The sequence below is a fragment of the Amycolatopsis sp. NPDC089917 genome (assembly GCF_040684635.1).
Lineage (GTDB): Bacteria > Actinomycetota > Actinomycetes > Mycobacteriales > Pseudonocardiaceae > Amycolatopsis.
In genome coordinates this window covers 1-20,599 of the sequence record NZ_JBFBGL010000041.1, presented here as the reverse complement: position 1 = coordinate 20,599, position 20,599 = coordinate 1, and the positions used below count along the sequence as shown (strand labels likewise).

16 protein-coding genes are annotated in these 20,599 nt (G+C 67.9%); 11 read left to right on the top strand and 5 right to left on the bottom strand.

Annotated elements, in window-relative coordinates; genetic code table 11:
• The first annotated feature begins 189 nt into the window (after positions 1-189).
• From AB0N89_RS27045 to AB0N89_RS27010, 8 genes are all read left to right on the top strand, one after another.
• Entirely contained in the window at positions 190-3,249 is a 3,060-nt protein-coding gene (locus tag AB0N89_RS27045; protein WP_364209696.1) for a ThuA domain-containing protein, read from the top strand.
• On the top strand, positions 3,249-4,253 hold the full coding sequence (locus tag AB0N89_RS27040) for a sugar phosphate isomerase/epimerase family protein (RefSeq protein ID WP_364209567.1): 1,005 nt from the start codon (positions 3,249-3,251) through the stop codon (positions 4,251-4,253). Before AB0N89_RS27045 ends, AB0N89_RS27040 begins: the two co-directional genes overlap by 1 nt.
• 10 nt (positions 4,254-4,263) lie before the next feature.
• Complete coding sequence (locus AB0N89_RS27035; RefSeq protein WP_364209564.1) at positions 4,264-5,148, top strand: sugar phosphate isomerase/epimerase; 885 nt, start codon at positions 4,264-4,266, stop codon at positions 5,146-5,148.
• Positions 5,149-5,162: 14 nt separating this feature from the next.
• Entirely contained in the window at positions 5,163-6,182 is a 1,020-nt protein-coding gene (locus tag AB0N89_RS27030; protein ID WP_364209561.1) for a multicopper oxidase domain-containing protein, read from the top strand.
• Between the two features lie 19 nt (positions 6,183-6,201).
• Positions 6,202-10,167, top strand: coding sequence for a ThuA domain-containing protein (locus AB0N89_RS27025; protein WP_364209558.1), 3,966 nt, complete (start codon positions 6,202-6,204; stop codon positions 10,165-10,167).
• 69 nt (positions 10,168-10,236) lie between these two features.
• The gene (locus AB0N89_RS27020) at positions 10,237-12,120 is read left to right on the top strand and encodes a copper-binding protein (protein WP_364209555.1); all 1,884 of its coding nucleotides are present in this window, start codon (positions 10,237-10,239) and stop codon (positions 12,118-12,120) included.
• A 144-nt stretch (positions 12,121-12,264) separates the two neighbouring features.
• The gene (locus tag AB0N89_RS27015; RefSeq protein ID WP_364209552.1) at positions 12,265-13,128 is read left to right on the top strand and encodes a sigma-70 family RNA polymerase sigma factor; all 864 of its coding nucleotides are present in this window, start codon (positions 12,265-12,267) and stop codon (positions 13,126-13,128) included.
• Between the two features lie 30 nt (positions 13,129-13,158).
• Positions 13,159-13,635 carry a carboxymuconolactone decarboxylase family protein gene (locus AB0N89_RS27010; RefSeq protein WP_364209549.1) on the top strand — a complete coding sequence of 159 codons (477 nt, stop codon included), beginning with the start codon at positions 13,159-13,161 and terminating at the stop codon, positions 13,633-13,635.
• A 66-nt stretch (positions 13,636-13,701) separates the two neighbouring features.
• Here AB0N89_RS27010 and AB0N89_RS27005 read toward each other — a convergent pair whose 3' ends face one another.
• A complete protein-coding gene (locus AB0N89_RS27005; RefSeq protein ID WP_364209546.1) occupies positions 13,702-15,447 on the bottom strand; it encodes a BCCT family transporter in 1,746 nt (581 codons plus the stop codon).
• Positions 15,448-15,677: 230 nt separating this feature from the next.
• The gene (locus AB0N89_RS27000; protein ID WP_191258159.1) at positions 15,678-15,821 is read right to left on the bottom strand and encodes a hypothetical protein; all 144 of its coding nucleotides are present in this window, start codon (positions 15,819-15,821) and stop codon (positions 15,678-15,680) included.
• An 87-nt stretch (positions 15,822-15,908) separates the two neighbouring features.
• Between AB0N89_RS27000 and AB0N89_RS26995 the strand changes: the two genes are divergently transcribed.
• Positions 15,909-16,865: a helix-turn-helix domain-containing protein gene (locus AB0N89_RS26995; RefSeq protein ID WP_364209543.1), complete on the top strand. Its 957-nt coding sequence runs from the start codon at positions 15,909-15,911 to the stop codon at positions 16,863-16,865.
• A gap of 17 nt (positions 16,866-16,882) precedes the next feature.
• Here the strand turns inward: AB0N89_RS26995 and AB0N89_RS26990 are convergent, their stop codons facing one another.
• The 3 genes from AB0N89_RS26990 to AB0N89_RS26980 form a co-directional block, all read right to left on the bottom strand.
• Entirely contained in the window at positions 16,883-17,377 is a 495-nt protein-coding gene (locus AB0N89_RS26990; protein ID WP_364209540.1) for a hypothetical protein, read from the bottom strand.
• A 37-nt stretch (positions 17,378-17,414) separates the two neighbouring features.
• A complete protein-coding gene (locus tag AB0N89_RS26985) occupies positions 17,415-17,603 on the bottom strand; it encodes a hypothetical protein (RefSeq protein WP_364209537.1) in 189 nt (62 codons plus the stop codon).
• A gap of 80 nt (positions 17,604-17,683) precedes the next feature.
• Complete coding sequence (locus tag AB0N89_RS26980) at positions 17,684-18,376, bottom strand: hypothetical protein (RefSeq protein ID WP_364209534.1); 693 nt, start codon at positions 18,374-18,376, stop codon at positions 17,684-17,686.
• 108 nt (positions 18,377-18,484) lie between these two features.
• Between AB0N89_RS26980 and AB0N89_RS26975 the strand changes: the two genes are divergently transcribed.
• Together AB0N89_RS26975 and AB0N89_RS26970 are read left to right on the top strand one after the other, a co-directional pair.
• Positions 18,485-19,048, top strand: a complete 564-nt coding sequence (locus tag AB0N89_RS26975) for a TetR/AcrR family transcriptional regulator (RefSeq protein WP_364209531.1) — start codon at positions 18,485-18,487, stop codon at positions 19,046-19,048.
• Positions 19,049-19,067: 19 nt separating this feature from the next.
• Complete coding sequence (locus tag AB0N89_RS26970; RefSeq protein WP_364209528.1) at positions 19,068-20,264, top strand: FAD-dependent monooxygenase; 1,197 nt, start codon at positions 19,068-19,070, stop codon at positions 20,262-20,264.
• Positions 20,265-20,599: the final 335 nt, after the last annotated feature.

Sequence of the window (20,599 nt, the reverse complement as noted above, 5' to 3'; positions counted from 1 at the left end):
GTCGTTAGAACGACCCAAATCACTCACGACACCCTCCCTCCCCACCGCACAGAAAGGCGCTCCACCCCGCATCCCCTTCCTTGATCGCCGCCGCTCATCGAAAGGATCGCCACCGCCATGTCCTTAAAACGACGATTAAGCGTGCTCGTCACCTCCGTGGTCACGGCTCTGACAGGCGTCGCGCTGCCGATGCAAACCGCGTCGGCGCACGACGCGGCGACAGTGCTCGTGTTCTCCAAGACCGCGGGCTTCCGGCACGATTCGATCCCCGACGGCATCAAGGCGATCAAGGATCTGGGGGCGCAGAACCACTTCGCTGTCGAGGCGACCGAGGACGCGGCGGCCTTCACCGACGCGAACCTCAAGCGCTTCAACGCGGTGGTCTGGCTGTCCACCACCGGTGACGTGCTGAACGCGGACCAGCAGGCCGCGTTCGAGCGGTACGTGAAGGGAGGCGGCGGGTACGTGGGCGTGCACGCCGCCTCCGACACCGAATACGACTGGCCCTGGTACGGCGACCTGGTCGGGGCGTACTTCAAGTCCCACCCGCAGATCCAGCAGGCGAACGTCAAGGTCGAGAACCACGAGCACGTGTCCACTGTGGACTTGCCGGAGACCTGGCCGCGCACCGACGAGTGGTACAACTACCGCGCCAACCCGCGGAGCAAGGTCAACGTCCTCGCCAGCCTGGACGAGAAGAGCTACCAGCCCGGTGACGGCGCGATGGGCGATCACCCGATCGCCTGGTGCCACGAGAACTCCGGCGGCCGCTCCTGGTACACCGGCGGTGGGCACACCAAGGAGTCCTACGCCGAACCGGCCTTCCTCAAGCATCTGGCCGGGGGCATCAAGTACGCCACCAAGCTGAGCGAGGCGGGCTGCGCGAAGCAGACCCAGGAGGACCCGGTCGACGCGGACTTCGACCAGATCACCCTGGCCAAGGGTGAGGAGAAGACCGGCGAGCCGATCGCGCTCTCCGTGCTGCCCAACCGCGACGTCCTGCACACCTCGCGCGACGGCCGCGTCTGGTACACCAGCTCGTCGGCGACGACCACGCTCGCCGGGCAGATCCCCGTCTACAACCACGACGAGGACGGTCTGCAGGGCGTCGCCATCGATCCGGACTTCGCGAAGAACCGCTGGGTCTACCTGTACTACGCGCCCAAACTGAACACCCCCGCCGGTGACGCGCCGGAGAACGGCGCCCCGGCCGACTTCGAGCCGTTCAAGGGCTACAACCAGCTCTCGCGGTTCAAGCTGGGCACCGACACCAAGCTCGACCTCGCGAGCGAGCAGAAGATCCTCCAGGTCCCGGCCGAACGCGGCATCTGCTGCCACGCCGGCGGCGAGATCGACTTCGACGCGCAGGGCAACCTCTATCTGTCCACAGGGGACGATTCCAACCCGTTCTCCTCCGACGGTTTCACCCCGATCGACGAGCGAGCCGACCGCAACCCGGTCTACGACGCCCAGCGCTCCTCGGGCAACACCAACGACCTGCGCGGCAAGGTGCTGCGGATCAAGGTCGGCGCGAACGGGAAGTACACCGTCCCCAAGGGCAACCTGTTCCCCAAGGGCAAGGCCAAGACCAAGCCCGAGATCTACGCGATGGGCTTCCGGAACCCGTTCCGGTTCGCCGTCGACCGCAAGACCGGCTGGATCCACCTCGCCGACTACGGCCCCGACGCCGGTGCGGCCGACCCCAAGCGCGGTCCCGGTGGCACGGTCGAGTTCAACCTGATCAAGAAGCCCGGCAACTTCGGCTGGCCGTACTGCATCGGCGACAACCAGCCGTTCATCGACTACGACTTCGCCACCAAACAGTCCGGCGCCGCTTTCGACTGCGCCAAGCCGAAGAACACCAGCCCGCGCAACACCGGGCTGACCGAACTGCCGCCGGTCGAGAAGGCCTGGATCCCCTACGACGGCGGTTCGGTGCCCGAGTTCGGCACCGGCCCCGAGTCGCCGATGGGCGGTCCGGTCTACCAGTTCGACGCGAAGAACCCGTCGCAGACGAAGTTCCCGGAGTACTTCAACGGCAAGACCTTCGCCTACGAATGGGAACGCGGCTGGATCAAGGAGATCACCGTCGGCAAGAACGGGGAACGCGGCGCCATCAAGCCGTTCTTCGACTCGATGGACCTGGTGCGCCCGATGAACATCGAGTTCGGCCCGGACGGCGCGCTCTACGTCCTCGACTACGGCACCGGTTACTTCGGCGGCTCCAAGGAATCCGCCGTCTACCGGATCGACTACACCAAGGGGCGCAAGACCCCGGTCGCCCAGGTGGCCGCGGACAAGACGTCCGGCCAGGCGCCGCTGACCGTCAGGTTCGACCCGGCCGGGACGAACGACCCCGACGGCGGCGCGCTCACCTACGCCTGGGACTTCGACGGTGACGGCACGACCGACTCCACCGAAGCCGCCCCGGTTTCCCACACCTACAGCGCGAACGGCCAGTACACGGCGAAGCTGTCCGTCACCGACTCCACCGGCCTGACCGGCTCGGCGAGCGTGGTGGTCACCGTCGGCAACACGGCACCGGTGGTCACGCTGCAGACCCCGGTCAACGGCAGCGTGTTCAGCTTCGGCGACACGGTCCCGTTCAAGGTCGAGGTGACCGACGCGGAGGACAACCCGATCGACTGCTCGAAGGTGACCGTCGAATACATCCTCGGCCACGAGGGACACGGACATCCGCTGAGCCGCGCGACCGGCTGTGAGGGCACCATCGCCACGCCCGCCGACGAAGGACACGGCGCGGACGCCAACGTCTTCGGCGTCATCAACGCCAGTTACACCGACAACGGCGGCAACGGCGTGCCCGCGCTCACCGGCGACGCCGAGTCCATCCTCCAGCCCAAGCTGAAGCAGGCGGAGTTCTACACCCAGTCCAGCGGGATCGAGGTCGTCGGGCACGCCGGCGCCAGCGGCGGCAAACGCGTCGGCCACATCGAATCCGGGGACTGGATCAAATTCGACCCGGTGAACCTGGTCGGTGTCCGCGGCATCGGCTACCGGGTCTCGTCCGGTGGCGAAGGCGGCACGATCGAAGTCCGCTCGGGCGCGGTGGACGGGCCGCTGGTCCAGACAGTCACCGTCGCCAACACCGGCGGCTGGGACACCTACGCCGACATCCCGGCCTCCGCCATCACCGACCCCGGCGGTACCGGCTCCTTGTTCCTCGTGTTCAAGGGCGGTTCCGGTGGCTTGTTCGATGTGGACGCACTTAATTTCGAGGAGAACTGATGAGCCGTCCGATCACCCTGTTCACCGGTCAGTGGGCGGATCTCCCGTTCACCGAGGTGTGCAGGCTGGCCAGCGAGTGGGGCTACGACGGCCTCGAAATCGCGTGTTCCGGCGACCACTTCGAGGTCGACCGCGCACTGTCCGAAGAGGACTATGTGCCCGGCCGCTTGAAGTTGCTCGCCGAGCACGGCCTGAAGGTGTGGGCGATTTCCAACCACCTCGTCGGGCAGGCCATCTGTGACGACCCGATCGACGAACGCCACCAGGCCATCATCCCTTCGAGGGTGTGGGGCGACGGTGAACCGGAAGGCGTCCGGCAGCGGGCCGCGCAGGAGATGGCCGACACCGCCCGCGCGGCGGCGAAACTCGGTGTGGACACGGTGATCGGCTTCACCGGTTCGAAGACGTGGAAGTACGTCGCGATGTTCCCGCCGGTCTCGCAGGCGGTCATCGACGAGGGGTACACCGACTTCGCCGACCGCTGGAACCCGATCCTCGACGTCTTCGACGAGGTCGGCGTGCGGTTCGCGCACGAGGTGCATCCCTCGGAGATCGCCTACGACTACTGGACCACGAAACGTGCGCTCGAAGCTGTCGGCGACCGTCCGGCATTCGGGCTGAATTGGGATCCTTCGCATTTCATCTGGCAGGACCTCGACCCGGTCGGTTTCATCCTCGATTTCGCCGACCGGATCTACCACGTGGACTGCAAGGACACCAGGAAGCGGTTCGACGGACGGAACGGAAGGCTCGGCTCGCATCTCCCCTGGGGAGATCCCCGACGCGGCTGGGACTTCGTTTCGACCGGGCACGGCGACGTGCCTTGGGAGGACTGTTTCCGCGCACTGAATTCGATCGGCTACGCCGGTCCGATCTCGGTGGAGTGGGAGGACGCCGGCATGGACCGGCTCCGGGGCGCGGCGGAAGCCGTGACCTATCTGCGGGGGCTCCTGTTCGACAAGCCGTCGGCGGCCTTCGACGCGGCTTTCAGCAACCAGAAGTGAGGGCGGTTTCATGTGCGGTGAAGAAGCTGAGCGGTTCCACTCTCGACGGTCGCTCCTGCGGGGCGCCGCGACGGCGGCCGTCGCGGTCGGCGCGGCGGTAGCCCTGCCGGGACTGGCGAACGCCGCCCCGGCGGCGCAAGCAGAGACACAGAGTCACGGCCACGGCCGGGTCCCGGTGGACAAGATCAGCATCCAGCTCTACTCCCTGCGCACCGCGTTGCAGGCCGATCTGCCGGGAACCCTGTCCGCGCTGGCGGACATCGGCTACCGGAAGGTCGAACTCGCGGGCACCTACGGCCGGACGGCGCAGGAGTTCCGCGGTCTGCTGGACAAGAACCACATCAAGGCGTCGTCCACGCACGTCGGCATCGACGGTGACCTCGACAAGACCATCGCGGACGCGAAGGTCCTCGGGAACACCCGCGCCAATGTGCCGTTCGCGGCCTTCGACACCATCGACGGCTGGAAGCAGTTCGCCGGACGGCTCGACACGGCGGCGCGGAAGTTCCGCCGGGCCGGGATCCCGCTCGGTTACCACAATCACGCGCACGAGTTCGCGGCCATCGACGGCGTGCGCCCGTACGACGTGCTCACCAGGGGCACCAACCCGCGTTACGTGCACCTGGAGATCGACCTGTTCTGGGCGGTGGAAGGCGGTGTCGACCCGGTTTCCCTTTACCGCCAGCACTTCCCGCGCGTGGTGCAGTACCACGTCAAGGACCGGACGGCGGACGGAAAGATGGTCGACCCCGGCAAGGGCGTCATCGACTTCCCCCGCATCTTCGGGTGCACCCGCCCGAACCTGCACGAGTACATCGTCGAGCACGACAACCCCACGGATCCCCTGAGCACCGCCCAGACCGGATTCACCTATCTCCGTAACGTTCGCTTCTAGCCGGGGAATCCACCATGGACAAGAACAAACGCGGGCTGTCCCGCAGATCGATGCTCGCGGGCACCGCGGCCGGGGTCATCGCCCCGGTCGTGGTGTCGGCCAGCGCCGGTTCGTCGCCCGCCGCGGCGGCCGGGATGACCCGCAACATCACCGTCTACGCCGACTACGTTCCCGGTTCGACCCGGGTCGGTTACGGGCTGGAGCCCGGAAAGCCGACGATCCCCGGACCGCTCCTGGAGTGCTACGAGGGCGACACGCTGGTGATCGAACTGGTCAACAACACCGACCAGCGGCTTTCGATCCACCCGCACGGCGTCAACTACGACACCAAGTCGGACGGCTCGCCGTTCAACGATTCCTTCAACAAGCCCTACGAGACCAAGACCTACACCTGGAAGACGCGGACGGCTTACCAGGCGGCCAACGGTTTCTGGATGCCGGGCAGCGCGGGGTACTGGCACTACCACGACCACGCGTTCGGCGGCGACCACGGCACCGCGGGCCTGATGAAGGGTCTCTACGGCGGCCTGATCGTGCGCAAACGCGGGGATCTGCTGCCCAGCAAGCAGTTCACCGTGGTGTTCACCGAAATGTGGATCAACCACCAGGTCGCCCCGAACACCCCGATCTTCGAGGCGAATCTCGGCGAACGCGTCGAGTTCATCTGCATCGGGCACGGCAACCTGATGCACACCTTCCACCTGCACGCGCACCGCTGGGCGGACACCCGCACCGGCATGCTCACCAGCGCGACCGACAACGCCCCGATCCTCGACAACAAGACCCTGGACCCCGGCAACTCCTTCGGGTTCCAGGTGATCGCCGGTGACGGCGTCGGGCCGGGCGCGTGGATGTACCACTGCCACGTCCAGCAGCACTCGGACGACGGCATGTCCGGAGTGTTCCTGGTCCGCAACGCCGACGGTGGGATGCCCGCGGGCGCCCAGGAGGCGATCGACCGCTTCAAGGGACATCAGCACGGCACCATGTCCGCCCCGAACGCCACGGGCGCTTCCGCCCATACCCACCACTAGACTCGAAAGGAGCGAGATCTTGAGACGAATCTTCTCGCAGCGCCGTCTCCGCAGACGGTCACTGGCCGCGCTGGCGGTCGGCGCCGTCGTCACGTCCGGGCTTCCGCTGGCCATCGCCCCGGTGACCGCCGAAGCCGCGACGAACGTCCCGGTCAACGTCCTGGTCTTCCACGGCACCGCCGCGGACCAGAAGGACCCCGTCTTGCGCGCCACGGACGCGATCGCGAGCCTGGGCCAGGCGAACGGGATCTCCGTCGCGTCCTCTTCGGACCCCACGGTGTTCACCAGCGCCAACCTCGCGAAGTACCGCGGCGTCGTCTTCCTTTCCGCGCAGGGCGTCACGCTCAACCGCGACCAGGAAACCTCGCTGCAGAACTACATGAAGGCGGGCGGCGGCTTCATCGGGCTGTCGGACGCCGCGCGGGCCCAGGACGGCTCACAGTGGTTCTCCGGCCTGATCGGCGCACGTCCGGTGGGGGCGCGTCCCACCCCCGAAGCGGTCGCCTCGGTCACCGCGAGCGCGGAGAACGCGCCCAACGAGGGCAAGGAGAAGCTGGCCGACAACAACGAGAACACCAAGTGGCTGGCCTTCGCCAGCACCGCGTGGATCGCCTACAAGCTGGCCGCGCCGGTCGCGGTGAGCAGCTACGCGCTCGTCTCGGCGAACGACTACGCCGGGCGTGACCCCAAGAGCTGGACCCTGCAGGGCTCCAACGACGGGACCACGTGGACCGATCTCGACACCCGCACCAACGAGGTGTTCGCGGACCGGTTCCAGAGCCGGACCTTCACCTTCGCCAACACCACGGCCTACGCGAACTACCGGCTGAACATCACCGCCAACGCCGGTGAGACGGCCACCCAGCTGGCCGATTTCAAGCTGTTCAAGGACCAGTCGAACACCCCGCCGCCGCCCGAGACGGAACCGGCGCAGGCCACGGTCGACGTCCTCGACAAGGCGAACCCCGCCACGGCGGGGCTGCCGCAGAAGTGGGTCCGCACGGACCGGTGGCTCAACTGGGAGGTCAACCCGGTCGGCACCGTCCACACCGTCGCCCAGGTCGAGGAATCGACCTACAAGCCGGGCGTCGGCGCGAACGGCGCCTTCCACCCGATCTCGTGGTGCCGTGACTACGACGGCGGCCGCTCCTTCTACACCGGGATGGGCCGGACCGAGGCGAGCTACGGCGAAGCCCAGTTCCGCAGCCACATCCTCGGCGCGCTGAAGTGGACCACCGGCATGGTGCGCGGGGACTGCAAGGCGGGCATCGCGGCCAACTACAAGGTCGAACGCCTGACCGCGAAGAACCAGGCCGGGCAGATGGACCAGATCGGCGAACCGCACGGCCTGACCATCTCCCCGGACGGCAAGGTCTTCTACATCGGCCGCGCCGCCTGCGCCGGCAACGTCGTGCCCGCCCCGAACGACTGGAGCAACCCCGAGATCGGCGCCGGCTGCGGCACGATCCACCAGTGGGACCCGGTCACCAAGAAGCCGAAGCTGCTCACCACGCTCAAGGTGATGGGCAACCGCGGCAGCGGCGACGAGCTGGTCAAGAACGAGGAAGGCCTCCTCGGACTCGAACTGGACCCGAAGTTCGGCGAGAACGGCTACATGTACGCCTACTGGATGCCGCACGAGTCGATCGACCGCGACAAGCAGATCGGCAAGCGCACGGTGTCGCGCTTCACCTACGACCTGAAGAAGCAGACGCTGGACCAGGCGACCCGCAAGGACCTGCTGTCCTGGGACGTCCAGATCCACAGCTGCTGCCACGCCGGTGGCGGCATGGCCTTCGACAAGGACGGGAACCTCTACATCGGTTCCGGTGACAGCAACTCGTCGCAGGGCTCCAACGGGTACTCCGGCAACAACTGGAGCCAGGACTACAAGGGCGTCTCGTTCCAGGACGCGCGCCGCACCGCCGGCAACACCAACGACCTCAACGGCAAGATCCTGCGGATCCACCCCGAGGCCGACGGCACGTACACGAACCCGGCCGGCAACCTGTTCCCCGAGGCCAACGACCCCGGGAACAAGACCAGGCCCGAGATCTACGTGATGGGCGTGCGGAACATCTCGCGTCTGCAAGTCGACAAGAAGACCAACTGGCTGACCGCCGCGTGGGTCGGACCGGACGCGTCTTCGCCGAGCCCGGAACTCGGCCCGGCCAAGTACGAGACCGCCACGATCATCACCGAGGCGGGCAACCACGGCTGGCCGTACTGCATGGGCAACAAGCAGCCCTACCGTGACCGCAGCAGCAGCGACGCGGCGGTCCTCACCGGCTGGTACGACTGCGACAACCCGGTCAACACCTCGCCGCGCAACACCGGCCTGGTGAACCTGCCGCCGGTCAAGAAGAACATGATCTGGTACTCGCCGGACGGTGGCGGGCCGGTGTTCCCCAACCGCCCCAACAGCTCCGTCCCGTCGTACAACGCGGCCGAGGCCACCTACACGCAGCCCTACCTCAAGGGCGGCGGCCAGGCGGTCATGACCGGGCCGACGTACCACCGCGACCTGGTCAACACCACCAGCGGTGTCGCGTGGCCGTCGTACTGGAACGACAAGTGGTTCATCGGCGACCAGAGCAACGGGCAGAACCGGATCGCGGTCACCGTCGACCCGAACGGCGTCGCCAAGCAGGATCCGCCGGTGTTCGCCGAGACCCTGCGGCAGATCATCCCGACCGGTGGCGGCGACACGAAGCTGCAGAGCTGGATGGACGCCGAGTTCGGTCCGGACGGCGCGCTGTACGCGCTCGACTACGGCAGCGGTTTCTTCACCCTGCAGGACAACCAGAAGCTGGTGAAGATCAGCTACACCGGCGGCGAGGCCACCCCGTCCGCGGCGGCGATGTCGACGATGGTGCAGAACAAGCCGCTCACCGCGGCCTTCACCGGGTCGAAGTCCGGCGGCGTCTCCTACAAGTGGGAGTTCGGCGACGGCACGATCTCGACCCAGCCCGACCCGCGGCACACCTACCCGCGCACGGGTCTCTACACCGCCAAGCTGACCGTGACCTACGCGGACGGCGAGACGGTGACCACGCGGAACTCGGTGAGCATCGGGTGCCTGGTGCCGGATTCCGGCGCCACGGTGACCATCGGCGACACCGACACCGGGGTGACCAACCGGAACGCCGGTGGCGGCTGCACGGTCGACGACATGATCGACGACGAGAGCACGTGGACCTCCCACGCGGGCTTCGTCAATCACGTCACCCAGGCCGTGGACCGGCTGGGCGACCTCGGCGTGCTGAACGCGACCGAGTCGGACAAGATCAACGCCGCGGCCGCCGCGTCGCCCATCGGCAACAAGGGCGTCACCGGCTACGACGCGATCTACGACGGCACGGCGGAGTCGTTCCGCAACTGGTCGCAGGCGCCGTCCGGGCAGTTCGCCATCCAGCCGGACGGGTCGCTGCGGCCCTCCGGTGGGCTCGGCATGCTGTGGTACTCGGCGCGGCAGTTCGGCAACTTCTCGGTGAAGCTGCAGTTCAAGGACATCGCGCCGACGGGCAGCGCCAACAGCGGCGTGTTCGTCCGGTTCCCGGATCCGCGCACTCCGCTGGAGCAGCGGCCGCCGGGAAGCTGCGGCACGGTCGGGTCGGCGAAGACGTCGCAGGCCTGGGTCGCGATCTACTGCGGTCACGAGGTCCAGCTGTACGACGGGGCCACCGGTGAGCCGCAGAAGACCGGGTCGATCTACAACTTCGACCCCCGGCCGCTGGACCAGGCGGGCGTGAAGCCGAAGGGGACCTGGAACGAGTACGAGGTCAAGGTCGTCGGGCAGAAGTACACGATCATCCGCAACGGCGTCGTGATCAACGAGTTCGAGAACGCGCCGGGCATCCAGTCCACGCGCGCGGGTGACCCGTCGACCGACTTCCGGCAGTTCGTCAGCGGATTCATCGGTCTGCAGAACCACAGCGACAACGACGTGATGGAGTTCCGCAACATCCGGGTGCGGCAGCTGTAGCGCGAAAACCGGCCGGGCGCGGCCTCCCTCGCGCCCGGCCGGTCTCCCTGTACGGAAGGTTTCCCTGCGATGTCCCCAAGAACCCTCGTCGTGGCCTTGCTGGCCGCGGCGCTCGCGATAGCGGGCCTGGTGTTGCCCGCCTCGTCCGCACCCGCCGTCGCCGCCCCCGTCCAGACCCTGGAATGGACCGCCGGCGACAGCACCGACCACTACCTCAGCGCGCCGACCACCGCGGTGGCGGGCGAGACCACGATCCTGTTCAAGAACACCGAAGCGCTCGGCTCGACGATGTCGCACACGCTGACGTTCGACACCACGACCGAGGGCTACAACCACGACGTCAACCTGAACATCCTCGCCAACCCCTACGACGAGCAGAACGGCGAGCACCAGGCGACCGTGACGCTGACCCCGGGGAAGTACCGCTTCTACTGCACGATCCAGGGGCACAGCAAGATGGTCGGTGAGCTCGTCGTCACCGACGGCGGCGGTTCCGACACGACCCCGCCGACCGTGACCGCGAACGTCACCGGCACCAAGGACACCGCCGGGAACTACGTCGGTTCCGCGACGGTGAACCTGGCCGCCAGCGACAGCCAGTCCGGAGTGGACAAGGTCGAGTACAAGCTCGACAGCGGTGCCTGGACCGCGTACACGGCGCCCGTGGTGGTCAACGCCGCCGGCGCGCACATGGTCCACTACCGCGCTTCGGACAAGGCGGGCAACGTTTCGCCGGAAGGGATGTCGTCGTTCACCGTCGTCACCGGCCAGCCCGGTGACACGACCCCGCCGACGGTGACCTCCGAAGTGACGGGGACCAAGGACGGTTCGGGGAATTATCTCGACACCGCGACCGTGAAGCTCACCGCCACCGACGCCGGTTCGGGCGTCGACAAGGTCGAGTACAAAGTGGACGAAGGCGCGTGGACCGCGTACACCGCACCGGTCGCGGTCACCGCGCCGGGCATGCACATGGTCTCCTACCGTGCTTCGGACAAGGCGGGCAACGTCTCGCCGGAGGGCATGGCGCACTTCACCGTCGTCAGCAGCGACACCACCGCCCCGGCGGTGACGTCCGAGGTGACCGGGAACAAGGACGCCGACGGCAACTATGTCGGCAAGGCGACCGTGACCCTCACGGCCACCGACGCCGGTTCGGGTGTCGGCAAGGTCGAGTACAAATTGGACGGTGGCCCGTGGCTGACGTACTCGGCGCCGCTCGCGCTGACCGTCGTCGGCGCGCACACGGTCACCTACAAGGCGACCGACAAGGCGGGCAACGTCTCGGCGGAAGGCACCGCGACGTTCACCATCGTCGAAGGCGACGACAGCACCGCGCCGGTCGTCTCCGTGGTGGTGAGCGGTGATCTGGACGGAAACTGGTCGTACATCGAGGACGCGACCATCACCCTGACCGCGACGGACACCGGGTCCGGCGTGGACAAGATCGAGTACAAACTGGACGGCGGGGCCTGGGTGGCGTACACCGCGCCGGTGAAGGTGACCGCGCTCGGCACGCACACGCTGACCTACCGCGCGTCGGACAAGGCGGGCAACGTCTCGGCGGAACAGGGCGGCGCGTTCACCATCGTCGCCGCGCCGCCGGGGCCGGACGCCTGCCCGGACTCCGACGTCCGGGACACCGTGTTCGTCGGCACGGCGGACAGCCAGGTCGAGAACCGGGACACCGGCAACGGCTGCACGATCAACGACGTGATCGACGACGAGTCGGACTACTCGTCGAACGACCAGTTCGTGGCCTACGTGCGGGCTGTGACGCAGGAGCTGCTCGACGGCGAGGTCATCTCGTCCGATGAGCGGAACCTGATCGTCACGGCGGCGATCGACTCGGGCATCGGCGGCCCGGCCGTCGAGCCGGAACCGCAGAAGAAGCCGGAGACGAAGAACCCCGGCATGAAGAAGACCGTGAAGACGCCCATCCGGGAGCTCTGAGCCGGTCTTGTCCGTGAAGGCCTCCTTGAGGGACCCAGAGTCCCTCAAGGAGGCCTTCACGGACTTCGGGCGAGCCCCACCGGTTACCTTTCTCGCGCCGTACTCGTCATGTCCATGACGGATCGGCGCGAGAAAGGTATCGACATGACCGGCGAAGCCCTGGCCAGCACGTTCGAGGAGCAGCGCGGGCGTCTGGTGGCGGTGGCCCACCGGATGCTCGGTTCGCGCGCGGACGCCGAGGACGCCGTCCAGGAGGCCTGGCTGCGGCTGGCCCGCCAGGACGCCGACACGATCGACAACCTGTCCGGCTGGCTCACCACCGTCGTCGGCCGCGTCTGCATCGACGTCCTGCGCTCCCGCAAGACCAGGCCCGAGGAGTCCTACGACGAGCCACCCGAGCTGCTGATCCTCGAAGACTCGCCGGAAGAGGACACGCTGCTCGCCGAATCGGTCGGACTGGCGCTGCTCGTGGTGCTCGACACGCTCGGCCCGGCCGAGCGGCTGGCCTTCGTGCTGCACGACCTGTTCGCTGTCCCGTTCGCCGAGGTCGGCGAGATCCTCGGCAAATCCGCGGACGCGGCCAAGATGCTCGCCAGCCGTGCCCGCCGGAAGGTCCGGGGACAGCGTCCGGCCGACGAACCGCGGCAGCGAGCCGTGGTCGACGCCTTTCTCGCGGCGGCGCGCGAAGGCGACTTCGACGGGTTGATCGAGATGCTCGACCCCGAGGTGACGTGGCGCTCGCAGACCCCGCACGGCGTGGTCGTGCGGCTGGGTGCCGCCGAGGTGGCCACGCGGGTCCAGCGCGGCGTCCGCGCCGTGGCGGCCACGCGCCCCGCCCTCGTCGACGGCAAGCCCGGCATCGTGACCTGGGACAAGCGCGGCAGGCTGGGCGGCGTGATGGCGTGCACCGTCGTCGACGGCCGCATCGTCGCGATCGACTCAGTGAGTGATCCACGTCGCCTCGCGGCCCTGGGTGTTACCTCTCTCGAGGCCCCCTCGTCCAAGTAAGTGAACAACGGACGAGAAGGAGAGAATCCCATGCAGGCACGACTCGAACTCTTCAAGACCGCTCTCGCGCCCAAGCTGGTGAAGCACCTCGTCTCGGCGGGAAAGGTCCTCGAAAGCACCGAACTTCCCGCCACGACAAGGGAATTGGTGAACATCCGGGCCAGCCAGATCAACGGCTGCTCGGGCTGCCTGGACATGCACACCAAGGAGGCCGCGGCGGCGGGGGAGACGTCGACCCGGCTGAATCTGGTCGCGGCGTGGCGGGAGGCGACGGTCTTCACCGAGGCCGAGCGCGCCGCGCTGGAACTCACCGAACAGGGCTGCCGCATCGCCGACAGCGCCGGTGTCACCGACGAGGCCTGGGCAGCGGCCGCCAAGCACTACGACGACGAGCAGCTTTTGGCGCTGGTGACCCAGATCGCGCTCATCAACGCCTTCAACCGGCTGAACGTCATCACCCGGCAGCCCGCCGGCGACTACACGCCCGGCCAGTTCGCGGCGCTCTGAAGTACAGGAAGGCCCCCATCCCGCACCTAGGCGCAAGGATTGGGGCCTTCCTGTACTACCCGGGACTCAGGTGCGCTGCTTGGAGCGTCCGAGGAGGCGACGGCGGTGATGGCCGTTGGTGCGTTCCTCGTGCAGTTCCTTCAGCGACAGCATCATCGCGTCTTCCTGCTTCATCAGCGGGTCGTTGCGCAGGTCCTTCCAGACCGACACGCACAACCCGACCATCACGAACACGAACGGCACCGCGATCAGGATCGTGAGATTCTGCAGCCCGGTCAGCGCTTTGTCCCCGCCGACCAGCAGCATCACCGCCGCGACGGCACCCATCAGCACGCCCCAGAAGATGACGACGCTCTTGCTCGGATGCACGCTTCCGCGCTGCGACAGCGTGCCCATCACCACCGACGCCGCGTCCGCGCCGGAGACGAAGAAGATGGACACCAGGATCATCACCAGGATCGCGATCGGGACGAACCACGGCAGGGTTTCCAGCAGTTTGAACGTCGCCGATTCGGCGCTGCCCGCGCCCGCGATGTCCGTCCCCGCCCGTTGCCTGCTGATCGCCGCGCCGCCGAAGATCGCGAACCAGATCAGGCTCACGACACTCGGGATCGCGATGACACCGAAGATGAACTGCCGGATGGTGCGGCCGCGGGAGATCCGCGCGATGAACATGCCGACGAAGGGCGTCCACGAGATCCACCACGCCCAGTAGAAGACCGTCCAGCCGCCGAGCCACGTCTGCATCTCGTCGCCGCCGGTCATCCCGGTGCGGCCGGACATCTCCGCCAGTTCGCGGAAGTAGTCGCCGATCGCGCCCGGCACGATGTTGAGGATCAGCACGGTCGGCCCGACCACCAGCACGAACACCGCGAGCACCGCGGCGAGCACCATGTTGATGTTGGACAGCCACTGGATCCCCTTGGCCACGCCGGACACCGCCGAGGCGATGAACGCGATGGTGAGGATCGCGATGATCGCGACCAGCAGGCCGCGGCCGGGGCTGTCGATCCAGCCGACGGCGCCCATGCCGCCACCGACCTGGAGCGCGCCGAGGCCGAGGGAAGCGGCCGAACCGAACAGGGTGGCGAAGATCGCCATGATGTCGATCGCCTTGCCCAGCGGGCCTTCGGTGCGCCGCTTGCCGATCAGCGGCGCGAACACCGAACTGATCAGCTGGCTGCGGCCCTTCCGGAAGGTGCTGTAGGCGATCGCGAGACCGACGACGGCGTAGATCGCCCACGGGTGCACGGTCCAGTGGAACAGCGTCGTCGCCATCGCGGTGTGGACGGCTTCGTCGGAATTCGGGGCGGCGGTGCCCGGGGGCGGGCTCGCGAGGTGGGAGACCGGTTCGTACACACCGAAGAACATCAGGCCGATGCCCATGCCGGCGCTGAACATCATCGCGATCCACGACGACGTCCGGAATTCGGGGAGTTCCTTGTCCCCGCCCAGCGGGATCCGGCCGTAGCGGCTGATCGCCAGGCAGACCGCGAACAACACGAAACCACTGGCGGTCAGCACGAAAGCCCAACCGCCGTAAGGGATCACGGCGTCGTTCAGCAGGGTCGACGCGACATTCGCGAGGCTGTCCGGGAAAAGCACACCCCAGACGATGATCGCGAGCGCGAGGGCCGCGGCGATGCCGAAAACGGTACGGTCGGTTTCGGCGGGCCGGTCGGCTGCGAGGTCGAGGGGGACGTGCTCATCGGGCGGGTGGCCCGGACCTGTCGTGTCCGGTGCGTGGGCGAGGTCGGCCGCGGTCTCCGCGACTGCCTCTTCTTCCGCTTGTTTACCGTCCTGCGAACTCATGTTTCAGCCCCGCGCCGATGACGGCGCGATCTCCTTCCGCCCGAGTTAACCCGTTTGCACCACTGCACCCTAACCAGAAAACTGGTAACCGGCAGAAAATACGGGCGGAAAGGTTTAAACCGGTGATTGTGGGCCTGACCTCGACGGATGTGGGCCTCCGTCACCGGTCTCGGCGGCGAACGTGTCGCTCGTGACACCGTGCCGCCGAAACCCTGGGTACCCGATGGTGTTCAGACGGTGGCGCCTCCCCGCCAGAAGGGCTGGTAGAGCGGATCGCCACCGGCGACGTCCGGGCGGCCTTGCCGGGTGTGGTTGCGCTCCAGGAGGTAGGTGACGAGGGCGATCAGGGCGAGGGTGACGATGATTGCGGTCATGGCAGTAATTTTGCGCCACGGGACATCCTGCCAAAAGTGGCAGTTCTGTCGTTGTGCGACAAAATCCTGCCAGCTATGCTGCGGGGCATGCTGAAGAGCGTCGCCGTGGTGCTGCTGGACGACTTCGCCCCCTTCGAGTTCGGCGTCGTCTGCGAGGTGTTCGGCTACGACCGGACCGAGGACGGAGTGCCGCTGCTCGACTTCCGCGTGTGCGGGGAGCGGGCGGGGGAGTCGCTCAGCCTCGGGCACGGCGTCAAGGTGACCCCGGAGCACGGCCTCGAAGCGACCGGGGACGCGGACCTCGTCGTCGTCCCCGCCTGCGACGTGCGCGACGAATACCCGCCCGCGGTGCTCGACGCGCTCCGTGCGGCTTCGGCGCGGGGCGCCACGCTGCTTTCGGTCTGCACCGGCGGGTTCGTGCTCGGCGCTGCCGGACTGCTCGACGGGCGGCGGTGCACGAACCACTGGCGGCAGAGCGACCGGTTCCGGAAGCGGTTCCCCGATGCCCTGCTCGACCCGGACGTCCTGTTCGTCGACGACGGCGACATCATCACCAGCGCGGGCACGGCCGCCGGCATCGACGCCTGCCTGCACCTCATCCGCCGCGAACTCGGATCCGCCGCGGCCACCGCCATCGCCCGGCGCATGGTGGTGCCGCCGCAACGGGAGGGCGGGCAGCGTCAGTTCGTCGAGGTGCCGATCCCGGAATGCACCGGCGACAGCCTCCAGCCGGTGCTCACCTGGATGCTCGACACCATCGCCGACGAGCACCCCGTCGCCGATCTCGCCCGTCGCGCGCAGATGTCCGAGCGCACGTTCGCCCGCAAGTTCGTCGCCGAGACCGGCACCACGCCGCATCGCTGGCTCTCCACGCAGCGGGTGCTGCACGCGCGGTCACTGCTGGAGGAGACGTCGATGGGCGTCGACGAGGTCGCGCGCCGCTGCGGCTTCGGCTCGGGCGCCCTGCTGCGCCACCATTTCCACAAGGTGGTCGGCGTTTCCCCGCAGGACTATCGCCGGACCTTCGCGCCCGCGAGGGTGTAGTCCACAAAGGACTTCCGTCAGGCCGGCCGCCGCCCGACCGCCTCGAAGATGTCGTGGGCCAACACGGCGGCGCCCTCGGTGAACCCGTTGATGAGGATCTTCCGGCCGTCGGTGAGCTTGACGAGGCAGCCGACGTCGCCGCCGAACGCCTTGGCGAGGACGTTCTTCCTGGCGTGGTCGACGGCCACCTCGACCGCGGTCCACGGCACGATGACGGTGGATTTCCGCCAGGTGTGCACGAAGCCCTGCTCGTACAGGGTGAAGGCTTCGCCTCGTTTGCCGACGGCCTGCCAGCAACCCCACGCGCCCAGCAGTGCCAGCCCCAGCCCGCAGCCGACGACGAGCCCGATGAACGTCTCCCCGCCGGAGACCCCGGCCTTGTCGTTCATCACGAACAGCAGCACTCCGACGAAGGCGACCGGTGCGCCGATCAGGATCGCGGCCGCCCCCCGGAGCGCGCGGCTGCGCGTGTTCGTCTCGAAGCGTTCGACGTAGGCGCCCAGTTCGGTCACGGGCAGGACGCTAGCCGTGGGCGAGGGGGACCGGTCCCTAGTCCTTCTGCTTCTTGTTGAACAGGCCGAGGGACTGGGCGAACGTCGCGGCCCCGACCAGGAAGACGAGCGGCAGCGTCTTGGCCCAGAAGGCGCCTACGTCGAGCGAGATGAGCAATGCGAGGAGCCCGCCCGCCAGCGCGGCCAAGACGAGCATTCCCAGCGCGACGCGGGGTTTCGAGACCATGTGTCCTCCCGAAGGTTCGGAAGGGCAAGCCTGGCGACGGCGCCGGCGCGGAAAGAGGTCATTTTTGCCGCGTCCCGCTTTCAGGCGGCCTCGCGGAGCACGACGTGCAGCACGCCGCCGGGCAGGCGGCTCGTCGCGTGGACGAGGAACCTCGGGCCGAGGTCGATCTCCGCGCAGTCGTGCGTCGTCGGCGAGTCCCCGGACTCGGCGGAGCCGTCCTCGGCGAGATGGCGAAGCTGATCGCTTTCGAGTTCGAAGGCGCGGCGGCTGCCGACGAGGAAGAGGGTGTCCGCGGCGATGCCCGGGCGAAGCTGATCGCGATCGACCCGGTAAGCCCGGTGTTCTTCGTGGCTGAAGACCGGGAAGGCGTTCGGCGGCAATCGCACCGTGTGAGGTGCCCCCGTGCTGAGCCTGCCGCGCACGCTTTTCCAACGGGACAACGGGAACTGAAGGCTGTGGTGGAGCAGGACCAAGTCCAGCTCCGGGCCTTCGTGACCCTGTTCGCGGACTGTCCGGCTCGCGCGGCAGGGCAGGTACACCAGGCTCCGCGGGGAACGCGCGGCCAGCCACCAGGCCGCGGCCAGTTCGCGCGCCGAGGGCTCGTCCACGTCGAGTTCCGCGCCATGCCGGCTCTCGACCAAGGGACCACGCGAGACGGGGCCTGCCGGACGGATGACGCGGTAGGTCTCCTTGCCGAGGCGGACCTGACTGATCAGCGTGCGCCATTCGTACCCGTCCAGTTTCACCGTGGTGCGTTCCCTTCTCGTCGGCAAGGGAACTGTAGGGAGCGGGCGACGCCGTGACCACCGAGTTTGCGGGCGGAGCGGACCAGGGCATACGATCAGGGCAGTCGTACAGGACGAACGCCCTGGGAGGCGAAGGTGGCAGGTTCTCCGGCCGCGGAACGTGGTCAGGTCGCTCGGCGGCGATTGCTCGAAGCCGCTGTCGTGTTGGTGCCCGAGCTCGGCTGGTCCGCGGTCAGCACCCGGATCCTGGCCGAACGCGCGGGTGTCACGCCGAGCGTCGTGCACTATCACTTCCCCTCGTTGCAGGCCTTGATGATCGAGGCCGTGCTGGGCGCGATGCGCGAGGTCGCCGGTGCCTTCGAACCGGCGCTCGAAACCGTCGAGACGCCGGCGGAAGCGGTGGACGCGCTGCTGGCGTCGGTCGGCGAGTACTCCGGCACCGATCCGATGTCGTTGCTGTTCGCCGAGGCCTACCTGGCCGCGACCCGCGATGACACCTTGCGCCAGGGCATCCGCGACCTGCTCGCCGACTTGCGTGCCAGGTTCGGCGGGTGGCTGGCGAGGCACGGCGTCGCCGACGCCGCGGGCACGGCCGCGGTCCTTTTCGCCACGGTGGACGGGCTGCTGCTGCATCGCGCGCTCGAACCGGACTCCGATCGCGAGGTGCCCTCGGCGGTCCTGCGCAGGCTGGTCGGCTGAACCGAAAGGGAGGAACCCGATGAAGGTGGCGATCTGCGGAGCCGGGATCACCGGCCTGGCGCTGGCGCACCGGCTCGCGGCGCTGGACGTCGAGGTCGTGGTGCTGGAGCGAGCGGCGGGGCCGCGCGAACAGGGCTACATGATCGATTTCTTCGGTCCCGGGTTCGACGCGGTCGAAGAGATGGGCCTGTTGCCTCGGGTCGAAGACGTCGCGTACCAGGTGGACGAGGCGAGCCTGCTGGACGACCACGGCCGCCGCCGGGCGGCGATCGACTACGTCCAGTTCGGAAAGTCGTTGCGGGGCAAGCTGTGCAGCATCATGCGGCCCGATCTCGAACGCGTGCTGCGCACGGATCTCCCGTCCACAGTGGACGTCCGGTTCGGCGCCGGGGTCACGGACGTAGAGGACCTCGGCGACCGGGTGCGGGTCACTCTGGTGGACGGTCAAGTGGTCGAAGCCGACTTGCTGGTCGGGGCCGACGGCATCCATTCGACCGTACGGCGGCTGGTTTTCGGTGAAGAGAAAAGGTTCCTGCGTTACCTCGGATTCCAGACGGCGGCGTTCGTCTTCGAGGACGAGGAGATCCGCGCGCGGGTGGGGGAGCGGTTCTGCCTGACCGACACCGTCGGGATGCAGATGGGTTTCTACGGTCTCCGCGACGGCAAGCTCGCGGCGTTCGCCGTACACCGAGCGACGGACCCGGCCCTGCCGGACGACGCGCGCGCGGCACTGCGCGAGATCTACGGTTCGCTCGGCTGGGCGGTGCCCCGGGCGCTCGAACTCTGCCCGCCGCCCGGCGAGGTGTACTACGACCAGGTCGCGCAGATCGAGATGTCGTCGTGGAGCCGCGGCCGCGTCGTCCTGATCGGCGATTCCTGTTACGCCGTCTCACTTCTCGCCGGTCAGGGCGCCTCGCTCGGGATCGCGGGCGCTTTCGTGCTGGCCGAGCAGCTCACCCGGACGTCGTCGATCGAAGCCGCGTTCGCCGAGTACGAAAGGCTGGTCCGGCCGGTGGTGACCGAGAAGCAGCAGGTCGCCCGCCGGGGAGCGCGATGGTTCCTGCCCGCGAACCGGCTCCTGCTCCAAGCGCGCCGAGTCTTCCTCAGCGTGGCACGGCTTCCAGGACTCGAACGTACGCTCGCGGCCGCCGTCACGGGCAAGTCGACGGCGCTGGTCACGAACCTGCGGCACGGGACCGAGATCCGGAGCCGGTGACGCTTCGGTCCAGGTGGTCGTGAGTGGTAAGTGTCGTTCTAGTGGACTCGTATGTGCTTACCCACTGGTACGGCTGGCGGTCGTGTGGGGAGGATTGGGGACGTTCAACGTCTTGATCCTTCACGCTCGGCCTCGTCTCGGTGCCGAGTGGACCTTGTGCCGGACGGCGGTGTGGTCGACGGCAGATCGCGCGACCTCTCGCGCAGGTCAGGCGTGGGTAGGTAAATACTGGTCCGCTCTAACAGGTCCGGGTGATCGCGGGCAACGCGGGCAGTTCGGTCGAGCTGGTCCTGCCGGACGAGGAGGCGCCCGCCGAGGTCGACGCGCGCCGCGTC